21 protein-coding genes and 1 other annotated feature are annotated in these 22,117 nt (G+C 41.8%); of the genes, 7 read left to right on the plus strand and 14 right to left on the minus strand.

The genetic code is table 11. The features are described from left to right. Positions 1–113: 113 nt before the first annotated feature. Complete coding sequence (gene coaA, locus FXF70_RS06395) at positions 114–1,073, minus strand: type I pantothenate kinase (protein WP_039963997.1); 960 nt, start codon at positions 1,071–1,073, stop codon at positions 114–116. 188 nt (positions 1,074–1,261) lie between these two features. Between coaA and FXF70_RS06400 the strand changes: the two genes are divergently transcribed. Both FXF70_RS06400 and FXF70_RS06405 read left to right on the plus strand, forming a co-directional pair. Beyond that, on the plus strand, positions 1,262–2,590 hold the full coding sequence (locus FXF70_RS06400; protein WP_008342292.1) for a CoA-disulfide reductase: 1,329 nt from the start codon (positions 1,262–1,264) through the stop codon (positions 2,588–2,590). Between the two features lie 8 nt (positions 2,591–2,598). Continuing rightward, positions 2,599–3,021 (plus strand): VOC family protein, encoded by a 423-nt coding sequence (locus FXF70_RS06405; RefSeq protein ID WP_225310449.1) that lies wholly within the window; start codon positions 2,599–2,601, stop codon positions 3,019–3,021. 16 nt (positions 3,022–3,037) lie between these two features. Here the strand turns inward: FXF70_RS06405 and FXF70_RS06410 are convergent, their stop codons facing one another. Together FXF70_RS06410 and FXF70_RS06415 are read right to left on the minus strand one after the other, a co-directional pair. Continuing rightward, positions 3,038–3,814: an SDR family NAD(P)-dependent oxidoreductase gene (locus FXF70_RS06410; RefSeq protein ID WP_061419545.1), complete on the minus strand. Its 777-nt coding sequence runs from the start codon at positions 3,812–3,814 to the stop codon at positions 3,038–3,040. Continuing rightward, positions 3,815–4,777, minus strand: a complete 963-nt coding sequence (locus FXF70_RS06415) for an MBL fold metallo-hydrolase (RefSeq protein WP_148780006.1) — start codon at positions 4,775–4,777, stop codon at positions 3,815–3,817. Between the two features lie 169 nt (positions 4,778–4,946). Next, positions 4,947–5,158: a binding site (T-box leader), on the plus strand. Positions 5,159–5,199: 41 nt separating this feature from the next. On the opposite strand from FXF70_RS06415, the gene proC reads away from it, so the two are divergent. Continuing rightward, positions 5,200–6,027, plus strand: coding sequence for a pyrroline-5-carboxylate reductase (gene proC / locus FXF70_RS06420; RefSeq protein WP_008342285.1), 828 nt, complete (start codon positions 5,200–5,202; stop codon positions 6,025–6,027). A gap of 35 nt (positions 6,028–6,062) precedes the next feature. Here the strand turns inward: proC and FXF70_RS06425 are convergent, their stop codons facing one another. Further along, positions 6,063–6,554: a DinB family protein gene (locus FXF70_RS06425; RefSeq protein ID WP_008342284.1), complete on the minus strand. Its 492-nt coding sequence runs from the start codon at positions 6,552–6,554 to the stop codon at positions 6,063–6,065. Positions 6,555–6,671: 117 nt separating this feature from the next. After that, positions 6,672–8,285, minus strand: a complete 1,614-nt coding sequence (locus FXF70_RS06430; protein WP_046527206.1) for a M20/M25/M40 family metallo-hydrolase — start codon at positions 8,283–8,285, stop codon at positions 6,672–6,674. Positions 8,286–8,425: 140 nt separating this feature from the next. Between FXF70_RS06430 and namA the strand changes: the two genes are divergently transcribed. Then, complete coding sequence (gene namA / locus FXF70_RS06435; protein WP_148780007.1) at positions 8,426–9,442, plus strand: NADPH dehydrogenase NamA; 1,017 nt, start codon at positions 8,426–8,428, stop codon at positions 9,440–9,442. A 119-nt stretch (positions 9,443–9,561) separates the two neighbouring features. Then, positions 9,562–10,326, plus strand: a complete 765-nt coding sequence (locus FXF70_RS06440; RefSeq protein WP_148780008.1) for an alpha/beta fold hydrolase — start codon at positions 9,562–9,564, stop codon at positions 10,324–10,326. A 44-nt stretch (positions 10,327–10,370) separates the two neighbouring features. Here FXF70_RS06440 and FXF70_RS06445 read toward each other — a convergent pair whose 3' ends face one another. Further along, complete coding sequence (locus FXF70_RS06445) at positions 10,371–11,678, minus strand: aspartate aminotransferase type Ic (protein WP_148780009.1); 1,308 nt, start codon at positions 11,676–11,678, stop codon at positions 10,371–10,373. A 139-nt stretch (positions 11,679–11,817) separates the two neighbouring features. Beyond that, on the minus strand, positions 11,818–12,747 hold the full coding sequence (gene rnz / locus FXF70_RS06450) for a ribonuclease Z (RefSeq protein WP_148780010.1): 930 nt from the start codon (positions 12,745–12,747) through the stop codon (positions 11,818–11,820). Positions 12,748–12,969: 222 nt separating this feature from the next. Between rnz and zwf the strand changes: the two genes are divergently transcribed. Beyond that, positions 12,970–14,445 carry a glucose-6-phosphate dehydrogenase gene (gene zwf / locus FXF70_RS06455; RefSeq protein ID WP_008342269.1) on the plus strand — a complete coding sequence of 492 codons (1,476 nt, stop codon included), beginning with the start codon at positions 12,970–12,972 and terminating at the stop codon, positions 14,443–14,445. A gap of 50 nt (positions 14,446–14,495) precedes the next feature. On the opposite strand, the gene FXF70_RS06460 is transcribed toward zwf, so the two are convergent. From FXF70_RS06460 to FXF70_RS06480, 5 genes are all read right to left on the minus strand, one after another. Next, entirely contained in the window at positions 14,496–15,218 is a 723-nt protein-coding gene (locus tag FXF70_RS06460; RefSeq protein ID WP_008342268.1) for a GntR family transcriptional regulator, read from the minus strand. Between the two features lie 175 nt (positions 15,219–15,393). Beyond that, positions 15,394–16,800, minus strand: coding sequence for a glycoside hydrolase family 1 protein (locus FXF70_RS06465; RefSeq protein ID WP_035390766.1), 1,407 nt, complete (start codon positions 16,798–16,800; stop codon positions 15,394–15,396). Further along, entirely contained in the window at positions 16,784–18,130 is a 1,347-nt protein-coding gene (celB, locus tag FXF70_RS06470; protein ID WP_007501108.1) for a PTS cellobiose transporter subunit IIC, read from the minus strand. Before celB ends, FXF70_RS06465 begins: the two co-directional genes overlap by 17 nt. Before the next feature lie 25 nt (positions 18,131–18,155). Further along, on the minus strand, positions 18,156–18,488 hold the full coding sequence (locus tag FXF70_RS06475) for a PTS sugar transporter subunit IIA (protein WP_017357943.1): 333 nt from the start codon (positions 18,486–18,488) through the stop codon (positions 18,156–18,158). A gap of 3 nt (positions 18,489–18,491) precedes the next feature. After that, positions 18,492–18,803 carry a PTS sugar transporter subunit IIB gene (locus tag FXF70_RS06480; protein WP_008342261.1) on the minus strand — a complete coding sequence of 104 codons (312 nt, stop codon included), beginning with the start codon at positions 18,801–18,803 and terminating at the stop codon, positions 18,492–18,494. 437 nt (positions 18,804–19,240) lie between these two features. On the opposite strand from FXF70_RS06480, the gene FXF70_RS06485 reads away from it, so the two are divergent. Next, positions 19,241–20,239, plus strand: a complete 999-nt coding sequence (locus FXF70_RS06485) for a hypothetical protein (protein ID WP_148780011.1) — start codon at positions 19,241–19,243, stop codon at positions 20,237–20,239. Positions 20,240–20,358: 119 nt separating this feature from the next. On the opposite strand, the gene FXF70_RS06490 is transcribed toward FXF70_RS06485, so the two are convergent. Then, a complete protein-coding gene (locus tag FXF70_RS06490) occupies positions 20,359–21,144 on the minus strand; it encodes a glucose 1-dehydrogenase (RefSeq protein WP_008342255.1) in 786 nt (261 codons plus the stop codon). Between the two features lie 12 nt (positions 21,145–21,156). Then, positions 21,157–22,002, minus strand: a complete 846-nt coding sequence (locus tag FXF70_RS06495; protein ID WP_024718904.1) for a GRP family sugar transporter — start codon at positions 22,000–22,002, stop codon at positions 21,157–21,159. Positions 22,003–22,117 lie beyond the last annotated feature (115 nt).

Here is a 22,117-nt window from a genome sequence, read left to right on the forward strand (position 1 = left end):
TCCTAGACTTCAAAGGTTTTCTATCACGCTCAAAAGAAGACAAAGGGCTAAAATAAAGTTCATTTTAGCCCTTTGTCAACAATCTAAAACCGCTCTCAATTGAGCGGTTTTCTTTATACCCTGCGGATGGCGATCTCTTCCACCTTATGCTGATCGCCTTTTTTTAAAATCAAATCGGCTCTATATTTTGTCGGCAAAATATTTTCATATAAATTTGGCCGGTTCACTGTATTCCAAATCGTGCTTGCCATCTGATCTGCTTCTTCATCCGACAAATCTTTGTATTGATGAAAGAAGGATTCAGGATCTTGGAAGGCTGTTTCCCGTAGCAAACGGAACCGTTCTTTATACCAGCATTGAATTTGCGTCTCAGCGGCATCTACATAAATCGAAAAATCGAAGTAATCTGATACAAACACGCGCGGCTCATCCTTCAGATCATCCAGTGCCGGTGATTGCAACACATTGATCCCTTCAATGATGACAATATCTGCATCTTCTACTGTTTCATACACCCCTTCAAGACGATCATAGGTCAGATGTGAATATACAGGTGCATGCACAGTTTGTTTCCCTGATTTTAATTCATTTAAAAACGAAAGTAGCGCTTTAACATCATAGCTTTCCGGGAAGCCTTTCTTTTCCATCAGCCCCCGATCTTTTAACTCTTTTTGAGGATATAAAAAGCCGTCCGTTGTTACGAGACTCACCTTCAGCCCATCTCCAAGCCTTGATAAAAGTGTTTCAATGATACGTGCTGTCGTGCTTTTTCCGACGGCCACACTTCCTGCAATCCCAATTAAAAAAGGGATTTTCGCATGATGCGGGTAGTTTAAAAAAGCATTGACATGCTGATTTTTTTGTTTTTCTGCAAAGACATGTAATGTCAGAAACCGAATAAGCGGTATGTAAATATCTCGAACTTCTTCTAGCGATAAGTAGTCGTTTAATCCTTGAAGTGCTCTCACTTCTTCTTCTGAAACAGATACCGGCATATATTCTCCAAGAGCGGCCCATGCCTCTCTCGTATGGCGTGTATATAGTGTATTAAAATCTAGTCGTTCGTCACCCAAAGTCTTTCCCACCAATCTAAACTAAACTCATAACCAAAAAGACGATAATCCGATTGTAGCTTAAAATGAAGGCGCTGTCTTTATTTTTCAACGAAAGTTTGCTTCTTTTGCGAAAAAAAAGCATTAAATAAAGGAAAATGAGGGTAAATAAGAGTATTCAGTTTGATAGATAGAAGGGAGCACACCAAATGAAATATGTGATGATTGGCGGAGATGCAGCAGGAATGAGCTGCGCTATGCAAATATATAGAGAGGATCCAGATGCGCAAATTGTAGCTTTTGAAAAAGGAGAGATTTTCTCATATGGACAGTGCGGACTCCCCTACTTGATCGGCGGTCTCATTGATCATCACAGAAAACTCATCGCACGCAGCGCTGACACTTTTCGTGACAAATACGGAATTGATGCCAGATGCTTACACGAAGTGACCTCAATTGACCCTGAGCAAAAAACAGTATCGGGTATTCATTCTAAAACAAAAGAACCCTTTACAGAAACGTACGACCGCCTGTTAATTGCGACAGGAGCAAGCCCCGTCACACTTGATCTAGACAGCCATTCATTAGAAGGTGTCCACGTATTAAAAACAATCCCGCATGCGCTGTCTATTTTAGACAATCTAAAAAAAGACGTCACACATATCACGATCATCGGCGGAGGATATATCGGCTTAGAAATGGCAGAAAATTTGAAAGGGCTAGGCAAAGACGTTCATATCATTCAGCGGGGTGCAACACTTGGCCCAGGCTTTGATCCCGATATGGCAAAATATCTGAAAGAAGAAGCGGACAATCAGAGCATTCACGTGGTACTTGGTGAAACAGTGCAAAAGTTAAAGGGCAAAACACATGTAACAGCTGTTCAAACAGACAAACAGACCATTGAAACAGATATGGTCATCATCGCCGTTGGTGTCACTCCGCAAACATCCTTTTTAGACAGCACAGGAATTCAGCGACTGCAAAATGGCGCAATTGTTGTGAATGAATACATGCAGACGAATGTACAAGATATCTATGCGGCGGGTGACTGCGCAGCAACCTATCATCGTATCAAAAAAGAACTGGACTATATTCCGCTAGGCACGACAGCGAATAAACAAGGAAGAATCGCAGGCTTTCATATGACAGGAACAAACCGCGCGTTTCAAGGTGTAACCGGCACAGCGGTGATGAAATTTATGGACGTGACAGCAGGGCGAACGGGTTTATCAGAGAAAGAAGCAAAAGACGCGGGCCTTCCTTTCTCCACCATCACCATCGACAGCACTGACCACGCTGGATATTACCCAGATGCAGAGAAAATGAAAGTGAAACTGATTTACAGAAGCGATGATCACACCTTGCTTGGCGCACAAATCATCGGTAAAGAAGGTGTTGATAAACGAATTGATGTCATGGCAACGGCTCTTTATCAAGGGCTGACTGTGACAGACCTTGAAGATTTAGATATTAGCTATGCCCCCCCTTTTAACAGTGTATGGGATCCACTTCAGCAAGCGGCAAGGCGGATATAGAAAAAGGAGTGAAGCCATTGACCATTCAACAAATTGCTACTATTGAAATTCCTGTGACTGATATCCCCCGAGCTGTCTCTTGGTATGAACAGATTTTAGAGATGATCGTTTTACATCAATCAGAAGAAGCCGCCATGCTCACTTTTACTCATGGCGAGGGACCTTCTTTTTATCTCGTCAAAACAAAACACGAGAAACGAATCTACTTTATGAACTCTTTTACAGGAGTTCGGCATAGTATGATCGATTTATTTGTGAAGGATTTAAAAAACTTTCACCAGTATTTAAGCGAGCATGCAGTGACTGTATCGGATATTCAAATATTAGCTGACCCAGACTTAGGCGGTTTTAGCTTTGAAGATGTTGATGGCAATGTCTTTGGCGTCACCAATATCAAGCCCCATCAAACAAAAAAAGAAACCAGCCTGTGACCGGTTTCTTTTTTTGTTATTTTTTCATCATCGCTTTACGTGCTGCTTTTTCAAATAAAAACGGGAATAATTGATACAATTTACTGCCAGCATTCATCCATCCTGGTAAATTAATCTCTCTTTTTTTCGTCATCATGGCGGATACGACCTTCCCTGCTACCTTGTCAGCACTGAGCATCATAAAATCAACATTTTTTACATATTCACCACTGCGGTCTGCAATGGTAAAGAAGTCTGTGGCAATCGGTCCTGGATTGACGGTTGTGACATGAATTCCACTGTCTGCCAGCTCCATTCTGAGGCTGTTTGAAAATCCGAGAACCGCATGCTTTGATGCGGAATAGATGGCGGATTTAGGGGTGGCAATTTTGCCTGCCTGTGACGCAATATTGATAATATGTCCCTTCCCTCTTTGTTTCATCTCAGGAAGGACCTTTTTTGTGCAGGTAATTAAACCAAAGACATTGACCTCAAACATCGACACCATTTCCTCAATGGATGCGTCCTCGACGAGATCGAACACACCAAAGCCGGCATTGTTCACCAAAATATCAACAGCACCCACTTGTTGATAGGCTTGATCAATGTCCTCAAGCTGACTGACATCAAGCTGAACGATGTGACATACGCCGCCAGCACTTATAATCTTTTCTTTTACACCTGTGAGCTTTTCAATTCGTCTTGCCGACACAATGATTTCTGCTCCTTCGGCTGCTGCCAAGTACGCCATCTTTTCACCAATACCGCCTGAAGCACCTGTAATCCATATTCTCTTTCCTGTTAGTCGCCCCATTTATTTCACTCCTTCATTTGCTCGATAGTAGAGGGTTCCGTCTTTTTGCACTTCTTCAATATGTCCAGCCGCTAAAAGCACATCAAGCTGCCCGACTGTCTCAGACATTGTCAGAAATAATGCTTCTTCATACAGGCCCGGAAATAGGGTGCGACAAAGATGAAAGGCGGTCATTTCCTTTCGTTGAAGCAGCTGATACATCGTATTTGCCCGTTTTTCCTGTTTTTTAAATCTTTCTTCGATCAATTCGTGATGAGAGGTAATGAGCTGACCATGCCCTGGATAAATGGCCTGAATGGGCAAATGCAATAAACGCTCGAGTGATGCTTTATATTGAAGCAGCGATTTTTGACGTTCTGTTCCTTTCATTGGCGCTTCCATTAACGGATTGGAAGAAATGGTCGTAAGCAGCAGATCACCTCCGATGAAATTCCCTGTTGTTTCATCTAAAAAAGAAAGATGAGATTGTGCATGTCCCGGGGTCTCCAGCACTTGGAAGTGCTCATGTCCCTTCAAACGATCGCCTTCTTTTATGACGTCATCGACATGTGCCGTACATGAATATGTATAGGACTGCCTCACCATTCTTTCACACTCACCTTGACGAAGCGGGACACCTAACTGCTGAAAAAAATCATTCATAAAATGGATTTGACGCTGTTTAAACGCTGCATCCTGACTAATATAGAGCTCATTCAACTCGTGTCCGATGACACGGACATGGGGTTTCATCAGATCTAAAAGACCGACATGATCTGCATGATGATGTGTCAAAACCACTTGATCAATATCATCTATTGATAAATGATGTTCCTTTAATTGCGTGACAAAGGCATGCTGCGCCTCTTGTGTCATCGGTCCGGAATCAACTAAGGTCACGGCATCGCCTTTTAATACATATGCATGGACATCCCCCACCGCAAACGGTGTAGGGATGGATAATTGAATCATTTCTTCTTTCACTTTTATACGTCATCTCCTGATTTTTGTCTCATAGATCATCTGAACTCACTCTTCTTTATTCATTGTATCTTGCAAAGGGCAGACTGTCATGCGGTTTAGATGGTCAATTTTTTTATCTCTCCCTATTGACACAAACTTGTCCATCGTTGCATAATGAACAACAAATATAAGATGCGCGATGACAAGGATTAGTAAGCAAAATAATGATGCAAGAGAGTGAGGTCCGCCGGCTGTAAGACTTCACCATCCTCTTATTTGCTGAACCTGCCCTTTGAGCTGTTAGGCAAACCTAAACGTTTCCCGCGTTAAGGGACTAGAGCTGAGTATGCAACATTGCATGCTAATTGAGGGTGGTACCGCGAAAAACCTTTCGTCCTTTGCAGACGAGAGGTTTTTTTATTTTCTACAAGGAGGAGCAGCTTATGAGTAAAATTGGATTTATTGGTGCAGGCTCAATGGCCGAGTCTATGATTAAAGGTCTTTTAAAGAGCGGCATTATGTCAAATGAAGATATCATTGTCACAAATAAAACAAATGAAAAACGATTAGAAGAATTACATGCACGTTATGGAGTCAAAACAGATTTCGCTCGTTCCTTTATTTATGAAGAAGCCGATATGCTGGTGTTCGCTTTAAAACCAAAAGATGCGGAAAGTGGCATTTCTGAAGTAAGGCCCCATTTAAATGGACAGCTGATTATTTCTATTTTAGCGGGCATTTCTATTGAAACCATTCAGCATTATGCTGGCGCAAAAACGGCGGTGGTTCGTGCGATGCCAAATACATCAGCAGCCATACAACAATCAGCTACTGGCATTGCTGTCAGTGATGAAGTCACAGAGGCGCAAAAGGAAAAAGCAGTTCAGTTGTTTGAAACGATCGGTCATGTGACGGTTTTAGATGAATCACAGCTGAATGCGGTCACAGCCATTGCCGGCAGCGGTCCTGCCTTTATTTATCATTTGATTGAAGGAATGGAGCGAGGTGCATCGGAACTTGGAATGGACCAAGAGACAGCGAAATTGCTCATTTGTCAAATGATTGCAGGCGCTGCAAATATGCTTCAGGATAGCGGTAAGGAACCTGCTGAATTGCGCAAAGAAATTACGAGCGAAGGTGGAACGACAGAAGCAGGACTGAATACCCTTGCTTCCTATCAATTTGAAGAAGCGATTGTCGATTGTGTGAAAACAGCGACAAAACGTGCAGCAGAATTAAACGATATGTTTTCAGCGAGTACGTATAAGTAAGTGAGAAAAGCACCTGCCTTGATGACAGGTGCTTTTCATCTATCACTCGATGCTCTCATGGACATGATGGCTTTGATTTGATCGAGGTGATGAATTTCATGTAAAGCAATGGTTTCAGCTAATATTTGGACTGTCATCATCCCTTCTTCAGGATGGAGACCTGAAAAATCCCATGTATCCTTTTCTAATCGTTGTAGTGTTTTGTTTCTGCTCTCTTTTAAGCGCTCGATCAATGCACTGACCTCTTGTGCGGTATACGTTTCATAAGCTCTTCCCTTCACATATATCTCTGGATCATATGATGCGAAAAGCGTGTGCTCATTTGATATTGCCTGCTCTATCCGCTCTGACCAGACTTCTTCTGTATCATACAAATGTCCAACAATTTGTTTAATCGACCACTTGCCTTCCCCAAAAGATTCATCTAATGTAGCCTCATCACATGTCCATACTAACTCCTCAAGCTTACGCAAACTCTCATGAAGTGATGTCATGATCTCTGTTTTTGTTAGTACTCCTGTTTTCACTCTCACAATCCCCCTTCAAATATGTGTAAGTATTATTCTATATCATACTCTATTTCTTTAGACAGAAGGTGATTGATATCAAAAAGAAAAGCCCTATCATGACGATAGAGCTTTCACTTAATTCTTTTCTAGTAAAGCATGAATTGTTGATTGTAAGAGCGACGGCAAAACGCCAAAAGAGAATGGGACATGCAGACGTTCTGTCCATTTGTGCGCATCCTTTCCTAATGGACCAACGTTGATGACAGGTACGTTAAGAGCTTCTTTTTCTCCTTGTGGTAACGAGTAGCCTTTTTGGTATAGCGGCATGTTGGCTGTATAATCGTCTATATCTTGATTTTCAAGCTGTAAGTAGCTTAAATCAGATAAACCAGGAAAATATTTGACTTCTTCTACTTCGATTCCATAGATCTCTTTTGCTTCTCTTTGAATCTTCTTTAAGGTCGTTTGAATATGCAGATCGTTTGTTGAAGAAACAGATGGGTAAAATGGCGGACTATAAAACAACACAATCAGTGCTCCATCTTCCTTACAAAGGGTCGTCAGTTCTGATACAATTTTGGTTGAAAAATCACGATCTCCTAGCTCACCCCGGTTGGCAAAGGCGTAGTTGACAATTCGCTCGACCTCCTGCTTGCCGGATCGTTCAGCAGCTTTTTCGTACAGCTCATGATACGTTAACACCGTGATGTTTGTATCAATGGGTGTAAAATGTTTAAAGCGTTGAAATGCAGCGGTTTTCTGTTTGAGATTGGCTTCAATTTGAGCTGCTGCTTGTTTCGCAGTTTCATAGAGGAGCCCGTGAAGCTCTTCACTAGAGCGGTTCATCATCAGCACATTAAATAAAGAAACAGCCGTGTGAGGCGTTTGAACAGAGTAAGCTTCTTTCAAATCCTTTTGCATCAAATTGGTCGGAGGTGGTGTCACTTCACCATCTACTTCCTCACAATAATCACTATTCAGTTCTAACAGCCTGTTTAATTCAGATACCATAAAATTTGCATTTAATCCTGAGAAGGGCTCACCTACATGTGTTTCAATTCCTTTGCAGAAAAATCCCGCAAGTACCTTCCCTATACTACCTGTATAGATGTATTGATGCGCATCCCCGGGATACTTTTCAAACATCGGCTCACTGTTTAAACAAGCGGTATACTCAAGGTCATACTTCTGCTTGAGCTCCTTTAGTTTCGGAACAGCCTCCAGCATTCCCTGTGAATTCACTTCTTCATCTGGCACTGTGACGAGCAGAATATTTCCTTCAAACCTCCCCGCCATCGCTCTTTCTAGCATGGAAAGCTGGACAGTCAGGCCTGCTTTCATATCCATGGACCCTCGTCCAAACAGCCAGTCACCTGAAGCTAAATCCTCTCTTGCCCTTTTTGGAAGAAGTGCACTTTTTTGAGAAAAGGACGCCATTAACTCTTCGGGCTTACATGCCATATTTTGAAATTCTCCGTAATCCTCTGTATCGACGACATCAAAATGGCTGAGGAGTAAAACAGTACGTGGCAGCGTACTTCGTTTGACAAGTGCCGTTAAAAAATACCGGCCATCTTTCATTGGATGCAAAGCCAAGTGATCAGGATGCTGCTCAAAATATGGCCGCTCCCTCAGCAAGTAATATAAATATTCCGCTAATGCGACTTCTCCCGTTGTACCAGATATGCTTTCATACTGCATCAGAGCTGTGAGTAGCTCCTTTAGTTCACTTTCCGTTTGCCATTTCATCCGTTTATCCCCCTTTGATGTCCATATCTTTCATTATACAAAATCATGTTCAAAAGCTATATGGTTTGAGCACCTTTTATGACGAATGTTTGAATGACTGTTATAATCGGCTATACCATTCTATGAGGAGGCGAAGGTAATTGGAAACAAAGCTTTTTTCACCTTGGACATTAAAAGGTGTCACACTCAAAAACCGCATCGTCATGTCCCCGATGTGTATGTATTCATCCTATGACCGTGATGGAAAATTACAGCCTTTCCACTTTGCACATTATATTTCCCGTGCGCAAGGTCAGGCCGGATTAATTATGGTCGAGGCAAGTGCTGTTTCACCTGAGGGAAGAATTAGTGATCAGGACCTCGGAATTTGGAGTGATGAGCACATTGAAGGGTTTGCCTCATTAAACGAACAAATCAAAGCGTACGGAACAAAAACCGCCATCCAGCTAGCCCATGCAGGACGCAAGGCTGAGCTAGATGGTGACATTCTTGCTCCATCCAGCATTCCATTTGACGAGCAATCTAAAACACCTCTTGAGATGTCTATCGATCAAATAAAAGACACAGTTCAGGCGTTTCAAGATGCCGCTGTCCGCGCCAAGAAAGCTGGATTTGACATCATTGAGATTCATGGTGCGCATGGCTATTTGATTAACGAATTTCTCTCACCGCTTGCCAATCACCGGACAGATGAATATGGCGGTTCACCAGAAAATCGTTATCGCTTCTTGAGAGAAGTGGTTGATTCAGTCATTGAAGTGTGGGATGGACCATTATTTGTCCGTGTATCCGCTTCTGATTACACAACAAAAGGACTAGATATTGCAGATTATATTGGCATTGCCGCATGGCTGAAAGAGCAAGGAGTCGATCTAATTGATGTGAGCTCAGGCGCTGTGGTGCAAGCCAGTATTAAAACATTCCCCGGCTACCAAGTCACCTTTGCTGAGAAAATAAGAGAAGGTGCCGGCATCCAAACAGCCGCTGTCGGTATGATCACATCTGGTGTACAGGCCGAAGAAATTTTACAAAACCATCGTGCTGACTTGATCTTTATCGGCAGAGAATTTTTACGGGATCCGTATTTCCCAAAAACAGCCGCTAAAGAGCTTCGTACATCCATCGAAAGCCCGCGCCAATACGATCGCGCTTGGTAACATCTCTAAACAAAAAGGTGTCTATTTTTTGAAATAGGCATCTTTTTTGTTTTTAAGAGAAACATCTTTGCCTTTTGTGCCGTCTTTTAGCTAAAGAACCACTTAGAGGAGATGGAAGAATGAACTCGGCATTGATTGAAAGAACGTATCATATAGATGGACATCACTTTTATACAAGGCATCGTCAAGGAAAAAAGCAAGCCACCATTATTTTTGAAGCAGGATATGGAATTTCAGGCGATACGTGGGCGAATATCGCTCGTGATATTGACCCAGAGCTTGGTGTTTTCTTATATGACCGTTTAGGTAATGGAAAAAGCAGTGAAAGCAAGGAAGGAAGAACTTTGCATGATCTTGCGGATGATTTAGATACACTTTTACAACAAGCCAATATTCAGCCGCCATTTCTCATTGTGGCGCACTCATTTGGCTCTCTTGTCAGCCGCTTATGGGCAAGCCGCAGAAAAGAAGATGTTATCGGTATGGTCCTTCTAGACCCAGCAAGTGAGGAGCAAGAGCAGGTCATTCTGCCGCTCTTATCAAAGGAAGAACGCACTTCATATATGGCGCAGTTCACAGCAGAATGTACACATGAGGACTTTGAGCAAATGCTGCGTACGATCAAAGAGGAGCAAACGCATTATGGGATGATGCCCCTTCTTGTCATTTCATCAGGCAAAAGCCGCTTGTTTCATCCAGCACATGAAGCTTGGCTGAGGCTCCATAAACGAATGCTCACATTGTCATCCCAAAGCGGATGGATTCAGGCGCAGAACAGCTCGCACTATATTCATCACGATGAACCACATATTGTGCAGCTTGCGATTTATGATGTATGGTGTGCAGCAAAACAGCCTGTCTCTTATTATCAAACAGCTAACTAAAAACAAAAACTCCTTGACCGGACATCAGTCAAGGAGTTTTTTCGTTATACCGTTGGTGCTGATTGACTTTTCTCAGACAGCAGCTTTTCAATGCTGACAAGCTGAACGCATAACGTAAAGATGTCAATCGCCTGCTCTAGTTCTTCAAGCGTTGGGAACGTTGGCGCAATACGGATATTGCGATCAAGCGGGTCGTTACCATAAGGATATGTCGCCCCTGCACCTGTTAGTGTCACACCGGCTTCTTTCGCTTTTTGCACAACAGCTTTTGCACAATGATCGAGTGTATTTAAGCTAATAAAATATCCGCCATTTGGTTTGTGCCACTCAGCGATGCCTGTTCCACCAAGCTTTTCATCAAGGATCGAAAGAACGAGGTCAAATTTCGGCTTAATAATCGCTGCATGCTTTTTCATATGTTCCTTCAATCCTTCTGGATTCTTGAAGAAACGAAGGTGTCTTAATTGATTGATTTTATCTGGCCCAATGGTTTGAACTGATAGCTGTTTTTGAATAAAGCTGATGTTGTCCTGACTAGATGCCATCAGTGCAACACCCGAGCCTGGGAACGTAATTTTAGAAGTAGAAGCGAACATAAACACACGGTTTGCATGTCCTGCTTTGTCTACTGCTTGAAAAATATCTTTTAACGTATCAGGCGTATCTGTTAGATGGTGGACTGCATAGGCATCATCCCAAAAAATACGGAAGTCGTCTGCTTTTGTCTGCATGGAAGCAAGACGGTCGACAACCTCATCTGAATACGTAATGCCGTCAGGGTTGCTATATTTCGGTACACACCAAATCCCTTTGATGGCTTCATCTTCTGCAACCAATTTTTCTACCTGATCCATGTCAGGTCCATCCGACTTCATATCTACCGTAATCATCTCTATGTTAAAATGCTCACAAATGGCAAAATGACGATCATACCCTGGGCTTGGTGCTAGGAATTTTACCTTTGGAAGCTTGCCCCAAGGTGTTTTGCTGCCATATACGCCGTGAGTCATGGCACGGGCAATTGTGTCATGCATCATATTTAGGCTAGAATTACCGCCAATGATGATTTGTTCTGGCTTCAGATTGAGCACACTTGCAAAAAATTTCTTTGTTTCAGGAAGGCCTGTCAAGCCGCCATAGTTTCGCACATCTGTACCATCCTCAGCTGTCATTGCATCCTTTGATGTCACAACATCGAGCATGCCCATAGATAAATCGAGCTGTTTTGGTGAAGGTTTCCCTCTAGACATGTCTAAGTGTAAGTTTTTACTTTTGTACGTTTCATACTCTTTTTGTCGTGCTGCATATAGGTCATTTAATTCTGCTTCACTTAACGCTGTAAAACCGCTCATCTTTGATTGTGCCTCCCGTATTCTTCATAGTGTAATTCGTCATTTGTTTTTTCTTCACCATTTTACCACTACCTGAAAAAGAGCGTCATCATAAATATCAAAAAAATCACACAACTATTTTTGACGATTCATCCAATTTTTACAGGGTACGGTCAATAGGAAAAGAAAAGAAATCATGTGCAGCTTCAGTCAGCGGGAATATATCGCGGGCTTCTTTGAGTAATTGTTTCATTGACTCTTCCCCTTGGTACCGTGCACTAATATGAGTCAAAATCAGTCTTTTTGCGCCTGCTTCCTGCGCTGTTTTTGCTGCCTGTTCTGTCGTACTGTGATAATAATTATAGGCTAGTTCTGCATCTTCTTTCCCAAATGTTGCTTCATGGACTAACACATCCGCATTCTTGGCAAGCCTTGTTATATTCTCGCACAAACGGGTATCTCCTGAAAATGCAACGATTCTCCCTTTTTTAGGGGGTTCCAAATAATCGGTTCCATCAATCATTCTTCCATCTTCGAGTGTAACGGTTTCCCCATTTTTCAACTTCTGATACAAAGGTCCAGGTTTTACACCGATTTTTTTTAGGTCTTCGGCTTTTAGTGCACCGGGTACATCTTTTTCCACGACCCGATAACCGTAAGCTGGGATCCCATGAGACACTCGTCTTGCTTCTACTTGAAAGGTCTCATCTTCAAAAACGATCCCTTCCTCTATTTCTATGATATGCAGCGGATAAGTCAAATGCGTTTGTGTCGCTGAAAGTGTCGCGTTTACAAAAGCTTTAATGCCGCTTGGACCATATATCGTCAATTCATCCTCTCCGCCTTGAAAGGACCTGCTGCCAAGCAGACCCGGGAGACCATATACATGATCACCGTGCATATGCGTGATAAAGATCTTCTCAATTTTTCTTGGTTTAATCGTTGTATGTAATATTTGATGCTGCGTCGCTTCTCCGCAATCAAAAAGCCACACGGCTTTTCTCTCTTCTAAAAGCTTCAGCGCAGTGCAAGTGACGTTTCTTGTTTTTGCAGGAATGCCTGCACCTGTTCCTAAAAAGAGCAGTTCCATTACGATTTCCTCCTACAGCCGGTATACAATCTCTTCATTCATATAGAATACATGAAGACAGGATAAATGTGAATTCAGCGGAATTTTTGAAAAAAGTCAAACTTGGGCAGAAAAAGTCGAATCAAATGTTTGCTTTACGAACAATGAACCTTTAAAATAAAGAAAATGTACATACATTCTCGGTTTTTACAACAATGCTACGAATAAAGTGAGGTACTTTTCGTGAATACAGAAACTAACTATCCAAAAGCAGTCATTGTCATCTTTGGCGCAACAGGAGACCTTGCAAAACGCAAGCTCTACCCTTCTATACATAGACTTTATCATAGCGGAAAGCTTGGAGATCAATTCGCTGTTGTAGGTGTTGGACGTCGTCCTTGGTCTCATGAAGACCTAAGAGCTGTGGTAAAAGAATCGGTCTCTTCTGATGATGCAGAAGCAAAAGCAGAGGAATTTATTTCTCATTTCTATTACCATGATTTTGATGTTTCAAGTCCCGCTTCCTATCAAGCACTGAACACACTTCTTTCTGGTCTTGAAGATACATACAGTATCCCAAATAACCGGATGTTCTATTTAGCGATGGCACCAGAATTCTTCGGAACCATTGCGAAGTTTTTAAAAAGTGAAGGCGTATCAGAAACGACTGGATGGTCTCGACTTGTTATTGAAAAACCGTTTGGTCATGACCTGCCTAGTGCCAAAACATTAAATGAAGAGATCCGAGATGCATTTACAGAGGATCAAATTTATCGTATTGACCACTATCTTGGTAAACAGATGGTGCAAAACATTGAGGTAATTCGTTTTGCGAATGCGATCTTTGAACCGCTTTGGACAAACCGCTATATTTCAAACATTCAAATCACATCGAGTGAATCATTAGGTGTCGAAGACCGTGCGAGATATTACGAGAGTTCTGGTGCACTGAGAGATATGGTACAAAACCATATGCTTCAAATGGTTGCACTACTAGCCATGGAGCCACCGATTAAGCTCAATACAGAGGAAATCCGTAGCGAAAAACGGAAAGCATTGCGTGCGCTTCGTCCATTCTCGAAAGATGAAGTGGATCAATTCTTTGTCCGCGGACAATATGATGCAGGAACGATTGATGGCAATATGGTTCCTTCCTATCTTGAAGAGCAAAATGTGGACCCAAACTCCAACACAGAAACATTCGTTGCAGGAAAACTTCTCATCGATAACTTTAGATGGGCCGGGGTACCATTTTACATTCGTACAGGAAAACGTCTAGAAAAGAAATCCACTCAAATCGTGGTGCAATTTAAAGACATTCCGATGAACCTGTACTACGGAAACGGGAATTCCATGCATCCAAACTTACTTGTGATTCACATTCAGCCAGACGAAGGTATCACCCTTCACCTGAATGCTCGCAAGCTTGATGGCGGAACGTATGCTAAACCAATTAAGCTTGACTATCAAACAAATTACAACGACATCATGAATACACCAGAAGCGTATGAAAAGCTAATTCATGACTGTTTGCTAGGTGACGCAACAAACTTTGCCCACTGGGATGAAGTAGCACTGTCTTGGAACTTTGTTGATCCAATTTCAGAAAAATGGGCTGAGACCAAAACGTTAAAACCAAATTATCCTGCTGGTTCTATGGGACCAAAAGAAGCAGATCAGCTTCTTGAAAAAGATGGATATCACTGGTGGAATATATAAAATCAACAAAAAAAGAGCAGTCTCCCGATTGAGGGGGTTCTGCTCTTTTTTTAAAGTCGTGTTTTCGTAATTTCAACTGTTGAAAAATCAAATTTATCATAGCGATGATGGCTAAAAGAATATTCAAACGGCCGGCCTGTGTTTAAATAAGCCACCTGCTCCACTTCTAGCACCGGATCCGTAGGGTCACAGCCTAAATATTGCTGATCAAGCTGATCTGATTTAGCCGCTCTAATTTTTTTGTGCGCTCCTGCTACTTTTAATTGCAGTGTGTTTGTAATGTAGCTATAGATGGAACCCAATAAAACCTCTTCATCTATTCCCTTAATGACATTGACAGGCATAAAGGTTTTTTCTAATACATATGGCTCTTCTTCTACCAAACGAAGCCGAATAATGTCATAGACGGGTGTGCTTGAGTCAATGGATAAATGAGCTGCCACCTCTTCACTTGGAAAATGCACATCAAAGCGAATGATTTGGCTCGTCACGTTTTTATCTGCCATCACTTTCGTGAACCCTTTATTTTCATGACCTGATACGTTGATCGCACCTTGATTTAGTGCTGCCTTCACAATAAATGTACCATGACCTCTTTTTCTAAAGAGCAGACCTTCCGCCACTAAAAGATCGAGCGCACGCTTCATCGTCATTCTGCTGCATTTAAATTCAGCGGCAAGCGAGTTTTCATCTGGAATGGGTTGATCTTCTGGATAATATGCTGTTCCTATTCTTTTTCTAATTTCTTCTGAAATGAGTTCGTACTTTGTCATCTCACACCACCAACTGACTTGTTTTTTCATATCCTATTATAGCGCTTTCTAGCCTTCCTCTCATTCTACACTAAGCCTAGTGCGCTTAAAAGGTTCGAGCCACTTTCATTTCAACCCTTTCATCTTTACATAAGAAAAATACTTGCCCTTTTCAAGGAAAGAGCAAGTATCTTGATTAGAAACCATTATTCTCTGAAACCGATTGAAACCAGTAGCCACTTTTTTTGATGGTACGTTTCCCGTCTTTCTCAAGGTCCACTGAGACAAATCCATAGCGATTTTTATAGGCATTCGACCATGACCAATTATCCATAAACGTCCACAGATGATAGCCTTTTACATGACTTCCTTCTTGAATGGCTTGATGCACCCATTTAAGATGCTCAGAAATAAAATCAATGCGGTAATCGTCATGAATCATTCCTTCTTCATCCTGAAACCGCTCTTCTCCTTCAACACCCATTCCATTTTCAGAAATAAAGCATTCAATATTCCCATAGTCTGTCTGGACTTTTTTCAATATATCGTAAATACCCTTTTCATAGATTTCCCAGCCGCGGTACACATTCATTTTTCTGCCCGGCATTTCAAAAGAATCGAAATAATGATCTGGCATAAATGGTGCATCAGGGTGAGGCATATGTTCCTTTGCTTTCACTCTTCTTGGCTGATAATAGTTGATGCCGAGAAGGTCGATCGTGTTCTCTTGAATGAGTTCAAGGTCTCCTTCCTCCATAGCCGGCATCAATCCTTCTTTCTTTAACACGTCCACTAGCTTTTCAGGGAAATGTCCTTTCACAGCTGGATCTAGGAAGGACCGGTTAAAGAAGGCGTCAGCCATCTCAGCTGCTTCGACATCCCGCGGATTCTGGCTTCGCGGATACGAAGGAGTAAGGTTCAGGATAATGCCTATTTTCCCATCCTGCTTCATCTCTTTATAAGCCGCAATGGCCTTAGCATTTGATAAAATCTCATGAAATCCAACTTGCACTGCCTTTTGGAAATCAACTTCGTTTGGATAATGGAAGCTATACATATATCCACCCTCTACAGGAACAATCGGCTCGTTATGGGTAAACCATTTTTTCACCCGGTCGCCAAATAGCTGAAAACACAATGTCGCATAGCTGACATAATCGTCTACGACCTGCCTGTTTACCCATCCTCCCGTCTCCTGAAGCGCCATTGGCATATCAAAATGATACAAGTTCACAAACGGTTCAATGTCACTCGCTATCAGTTCATTGATCACATCATTGTAAAAAGCCACAGCTTCTTCATTAACGGCCCCTTTTCCCTCAGGTAAAAGGCGTGACCATGAAATAGATAGACGAAACGAGTTGTGCCCAATCTCCTTCATGAGGCGGATATCCTCTTTGTATTTACGATAAAATTGCGAGGTCACACCTGGACCGACGCCCTGAAAAAAACGATTCGGCTCTTTTTCAAACCAGTGATCCCAAATGTTCGGTCCCTTTCCATCTCCTGGATAACTGCCTTCTGTTTGCGTAGCAGAGGCAGAAGATCCCCACCAGAAACCTTCTGGAAATGTATATGATTGACTGTTAGTTTCCATCGACATGTATTGAGTCTCCTTCACCTTTGATGTTTGTTTGTTTCGTTTTTTCTGTCGTGACTATTTTTTCATTTTTCACATTCATACGATCAATAAATTTTAGGAACGGGAACCAAATGACAAACACAATCATTAAATTAAACAGCTGAAGCAGACCGCCCGCTAATGAATTCGTTGCCATGACTCCGCTAATAAAGATCGGGACTGTCCATGGAATATTCACGCCTGTCGGAGGCGGCACAATACCTGCGGCCATCGCAAAATAAGAAATACAAGTAATCACCATTGGCGCCAAAATCCATGGAATGAGAATAAGCGGGTTCATCACAATCGGTAAACCGAAGATAATGGGTTCATTGACGTTAAATAAACCTGGTCCTAAGCCGAGCTTTGCTACTTGTTTCAATTGCTTACTTTTAAGAAAAATTAAAATCGTAAACACAACAGCTAGCGTCATACCGGTTCCACCCATACCCACTGTATAGATTTCGATAAACTGCTTGCTGATGATGTTCGGAACCTCACCTGTTTTTGTGTAGCTTTCTAGATTTTGAATGGACAAAGTATTCCAAATCGGGTCCATGACAGAGTTGATAATAATTTGGCCGTGGAGCCCAAAGAACCAAAGAATTTGTATAAAGAAAATAGCGATCAAGGTCGGAATGATACCGCTTCCAAGTCCGACAAGCGGCGCCTGAATCGCATTGTAAATCAAGTCATGCATGTTGGTTTTGAACCCTTGTGTAATGATGATATTGATCAGTAGAAAGGTTGTGAGTGTCAAAGTAGCCGGGATGAGTGCAGCAAAAGACTTAGAAACAGCTGGCGGAACCCCTTGCGGCATATTGATGACAAATTTCTTTTGGACAAAATAGCGATAAATTTCAGCAGACAAAAAGCCTGTGATCATTCCAAGGAACATTCCCTTTGCGCCCAAACGATCGACTGGGATGACGCCTGCAATGGATGCACCGCCCTCTTGTTCTAGTAAAAATGGCGTAAGGAGCAGAAAAGAGGCTAAAGCGATCACACCGCCAAAGACAGCTTCCACATCATAGCTTTTCGATAAATAGTAGCCAATCCCAAATACAACAAACACACTCATAATGCTGATGGTCGCACTAGGTGCAATATTCAGTGCAGACTGAACACCTTCCAGTGCTGTTTGACTCATGATCTTATCTAAAAATGGCAAATTCATTAATACGACCATGATGGAACCAAAAATCGTTAATGGGAACGCAAGCATAAAGGCATCCCTTAATACCCCTAGATAGCGATTGTTGTTCAATCTCCCAGCAATCGGAACCAAAATCGCACTTATTTTATCAAACATTGGTTTCCCCCCTTGTTTACACCCTTTATTGTTTCAGTGATTGCAATATCGGTAAGAGCTCTCCCACAAGCTCTTTTATCGTCATCGTTGACATGAAATGATCTTCGGCATGCATGAGCAGCAAGGAGAATGAAATCGTTTCTCCGCTTGCCTCTTGCTGTACCATTTGAAAATGGATATCATGTGCATTCCGCAAGTCATCTTCCGCTTCTTTGAGAAGGTCAGATGCTACTGTTTCATGACCTTCTCTAAATTGTTTAAGAGATTGAAGCAATTTGCTTCGTGCATTTCCGCTGTGTAAGATCAATTGAAAACTGATTTGTTCTTCCGTGAGTCCTTCGAGTGTTTTCTTTTCCATCCTTTAAGATTCCCCCATCAATGAAACCGCTTGTTCATACGCTTTTTGTCCATCTGCTAGCCCATACGCCTGCATATCGATGACCTCTACTTCAATCCCATATTTTTGAGCTTCTTTTTGAAGATCCCCTTTTAAAAAGCTCATTTGCGGTCCAATTAATACAACATCGGCATGTGCCATTTCTTTTCTCGCTTGGTCTTGTCCGACTGCCCAAATCTCTGCTTCTTCCCCTATAGACTCAGCATGTGCCTTCATCTTTGTGACTAGTAAACTCGTAGACATACCTGAACTGCATGCTAATAAAATACGTTTCATTTCTCTCACCCCATTGTTGTAATAAAAGCGCTTCCAGTTAATATTATATATTTTTATTTTTAAATGTCTAGACATTTAATTGTATATGTCTGTATTTTATTTTAAAAATGACCGTATCAATACTCACAACAAGCTTTCAGAACAAAAAAGATCTCATCCAGATATGAACGAGACCCCTTTTCTTTTAAAAAATACTCTCCGAATGAACCATAAAGTAGCTTCTTCTTCAGAAGACAGTCTTTGAGAACTTTGTTAAAATAAGTGCGAATGACTTAGCTCATTCAAAAACCCAATTTTTCATCCCATAAATCATGAGAAGTAACTGCCCAGAGATGGAAACAGATTCTATTCCCACTCAATTTGATGGACAGGTAAACGTCTTTTGCTGCTACTTTTCGAATCTATTCATATCTTTGCAATCAAAAGGAGTGGATATCATGGCAGTCACTCATTTGTGTGAAGCCTGTAAAAGAAACGAGATTGATGTTGTAAAAATTTCTGATGAATCAGCTCAGCCTTATCGATTATGCAATGATTGTCACAGGCGGCTCTTAACCTATTCTTTACGGCCAATTGAATGGTATCACTTAGCGATCATCCACTCTCCAAAGAAATTTTTATTGCACGATGATTTTTATGAAGAAGACGGAGAGGCTTGTCAGCCAGAAGAAGATGTATTGGTCACAGCAGAAGAGAAAATACCCACATTACAAGCGGTTCAACATGATTTGGAGTCTTTATTAGATTTCTCAATCACAAGATGGTTTCTTCAATACGATGTCATCAATGCCCTGAAAAAACACGATACACAAAAAATGTTGATGTCTGTAAAAGCTAGATTTTATGGAACGGAAAATCATGAAGTCAAATCAAGAATGCTGGAGATCGCAGCTGATGTTTTAGGTACTGCAGCTTCGGATTGGGTAAGAGAGCTTTGGGAGAATGATGCCGATAAATTTTTTCATCCGCTTTCTTGGGCAACAGCCAGTAGTTTACCAGCCGAGGAAGGAATGAGACGTATTTTTGATCAATTGAAATGTGTAAGTGAAAAGGAATTGCCAATGACGGCTCTCTCCAGCCTATATCGTTTCCGTTCACATCACATACTTGATTGGATGGAGTCTCATTGCTCCTCTTTTCACGACAGTTGGGGCAGGTTGGCATCAGCATGCTTTCCAACATGGCTCAGAATGAAATCATGGCTAAACAAAGGAAGACCTTTCAGTTTAATTGCACTCGATACAATGGCGAACTGTCTAGCAGTTAAAAACGATCCATTTATCGAGGAGTTATCACCTAAAATACTTCGTACAGATATCAATGAAATAGAACCCATTTTATATGATTATCTTCAAAAAGATGGCGTTCCTCGTGTCAAAACGAAAGTAGGCATCATCGTGAAGAACAAAGAAGCCATATTTGAAAAAGGCGAATAAATGGATAAAAGCGTGTGCAATGTTTATGCTCACGCTTTTCACTAGCATGACAACATACTAGATCATAATTTGATGTTGTGTTATCCTCTGAGCCCAGCCCGTGATCAACATATGCACGATTATCCTTTTCCTGCTTGGAATCCCGGGTACTTGGTCATACCGCCGTCTACATATAACGTCAACCCTGTCACATAGCTCGCCTCTTTTGATGCAAGCCAGACAGCACATGCTGCCACTTCTTCAGGCTTTCCGATATAGCCAATTGGTATCAGCTCAATGACGCCCTTTTTCAATGCTGGATCATCAAATTTTTCGGCATTGATGGGGGTATCAATTGCACCTGGTGCAATACTGTTTACGCGAATTTTTTTAGGGGCATATTCTAGTGCCAGCGTTTCTGTCAAAAGCTTGGCGCCTCCTTTACTTGCTGCATAATGGACGAAATGAGGCCACGGAATTTGCTGATGGACCGACGACATATTAATAATCGACCCCTCGATCCCATGTTCTGTCATATACTTTAATGCATCACGGCAGCCTAAAAACATACCTGTTAAATTGGTAGACATCACTTTGTTCCAATTATCTAGCGTCATTTCAGTTGAAGGAACTTCATTTTCAATTCCTGCATTATTGATCATGACATCAAGACTGCCATATGTATCAACAGCTTGATCAATCATCGCCTTCATATCCTCTTCTTTTGATACATCCCCTTGAATTTTGACAGCCTGTCCGCCACTTTTTTGAATCTCAGCAATCGTGTCGTCCGGGTTTTCTTTATCGGAGAAATAATTGATCACTACATTGGCTTTTTCTTGTCCAAACCGGCGCGCCATCGCCTGACCTATCCCTGTACCTGCTCCTGTGATGAGAACTGTTTTTCCTTCCAAATCTGGATACATTCGTTTAACCTCCTATTTTGTAAAACCTAGCAGCACACCACCTGCGATAATCATCAAGCAGCCTGCAATAACAAAGCTTGTTTTAGATGCTTTCTCTTTTAATAAATAAATACCGCCTAAAGTCGAGATGACAATTCCTGTTTGAGACATGGAAAAACTTACTGCTACGCCAATGAGCGGAATCGCCAAGAGAAGCCCTAGATTTCCTGTCGACCACACAAGACCAGCAATGATATTTCTGAATGTATATTTGCTAAATGGGTCTTGCTTTAGACTGATCGCTAACGATGAAAGCAGCATGCCGACAGATTGCGGAACGAGCGCAGACCAGCCATCTATATGAAACCATCTTAAAATGACAACATATCCGACGTAGCCTACGGTTGAGATGAGCAAAATGATGATTCCCTTTTTAAAATTGCCGCCTTCGTTCCCGCCACTCTTTTTTTGACCCAGTGATGTCATGACAACACCAGCAATAATAAATAAAATAGCACAAGAACCAATAAGTATGACCGTCATGGTTTGCCATTCTTTGAAGACGATGACACCAAATAATGTCGTGCTCACAAGCTGCATACCCGTTGATAAAGGAACAGCCTTTGACACCCCTAGAAAGGCGACACTTGAAAGCTGATTCATTTGCCCTATACTCCAAAAGATCCCAGAGATAACGGAAACCGCAAAAATAAGCGGTGTCAGTTCCGGCATTTTGATCAAATAGGCGCCGATTGAAAACAAAAAAGCGCCGAGGGTAATGCCGAGTGTTTGCTGATAGGCATTCCCGCCAAGTTTGACACTGATGAGAACAATACTTCCCCAAAATATCGCTGGGAGAAGTGCATATAAAATGCCCACTTCTATCCCTACTTTCTGTTCTTTTTTACTTAGCATCCCTCTTTTTCGGATTTTTAGCCGAATAGATGTAAACACAAAAAAGACCTTACCAAAGGTAAGGTCACAGCGTGTAGAC

It is taken from the genome of Bacillus sp. Y3, from assembly GCF_008123875.1.
Lineage (GTDB): Bacteria > Bacillota > Bacilli > Bacillales > Bacillaceae > Bacillus > Bacillus altitudinis.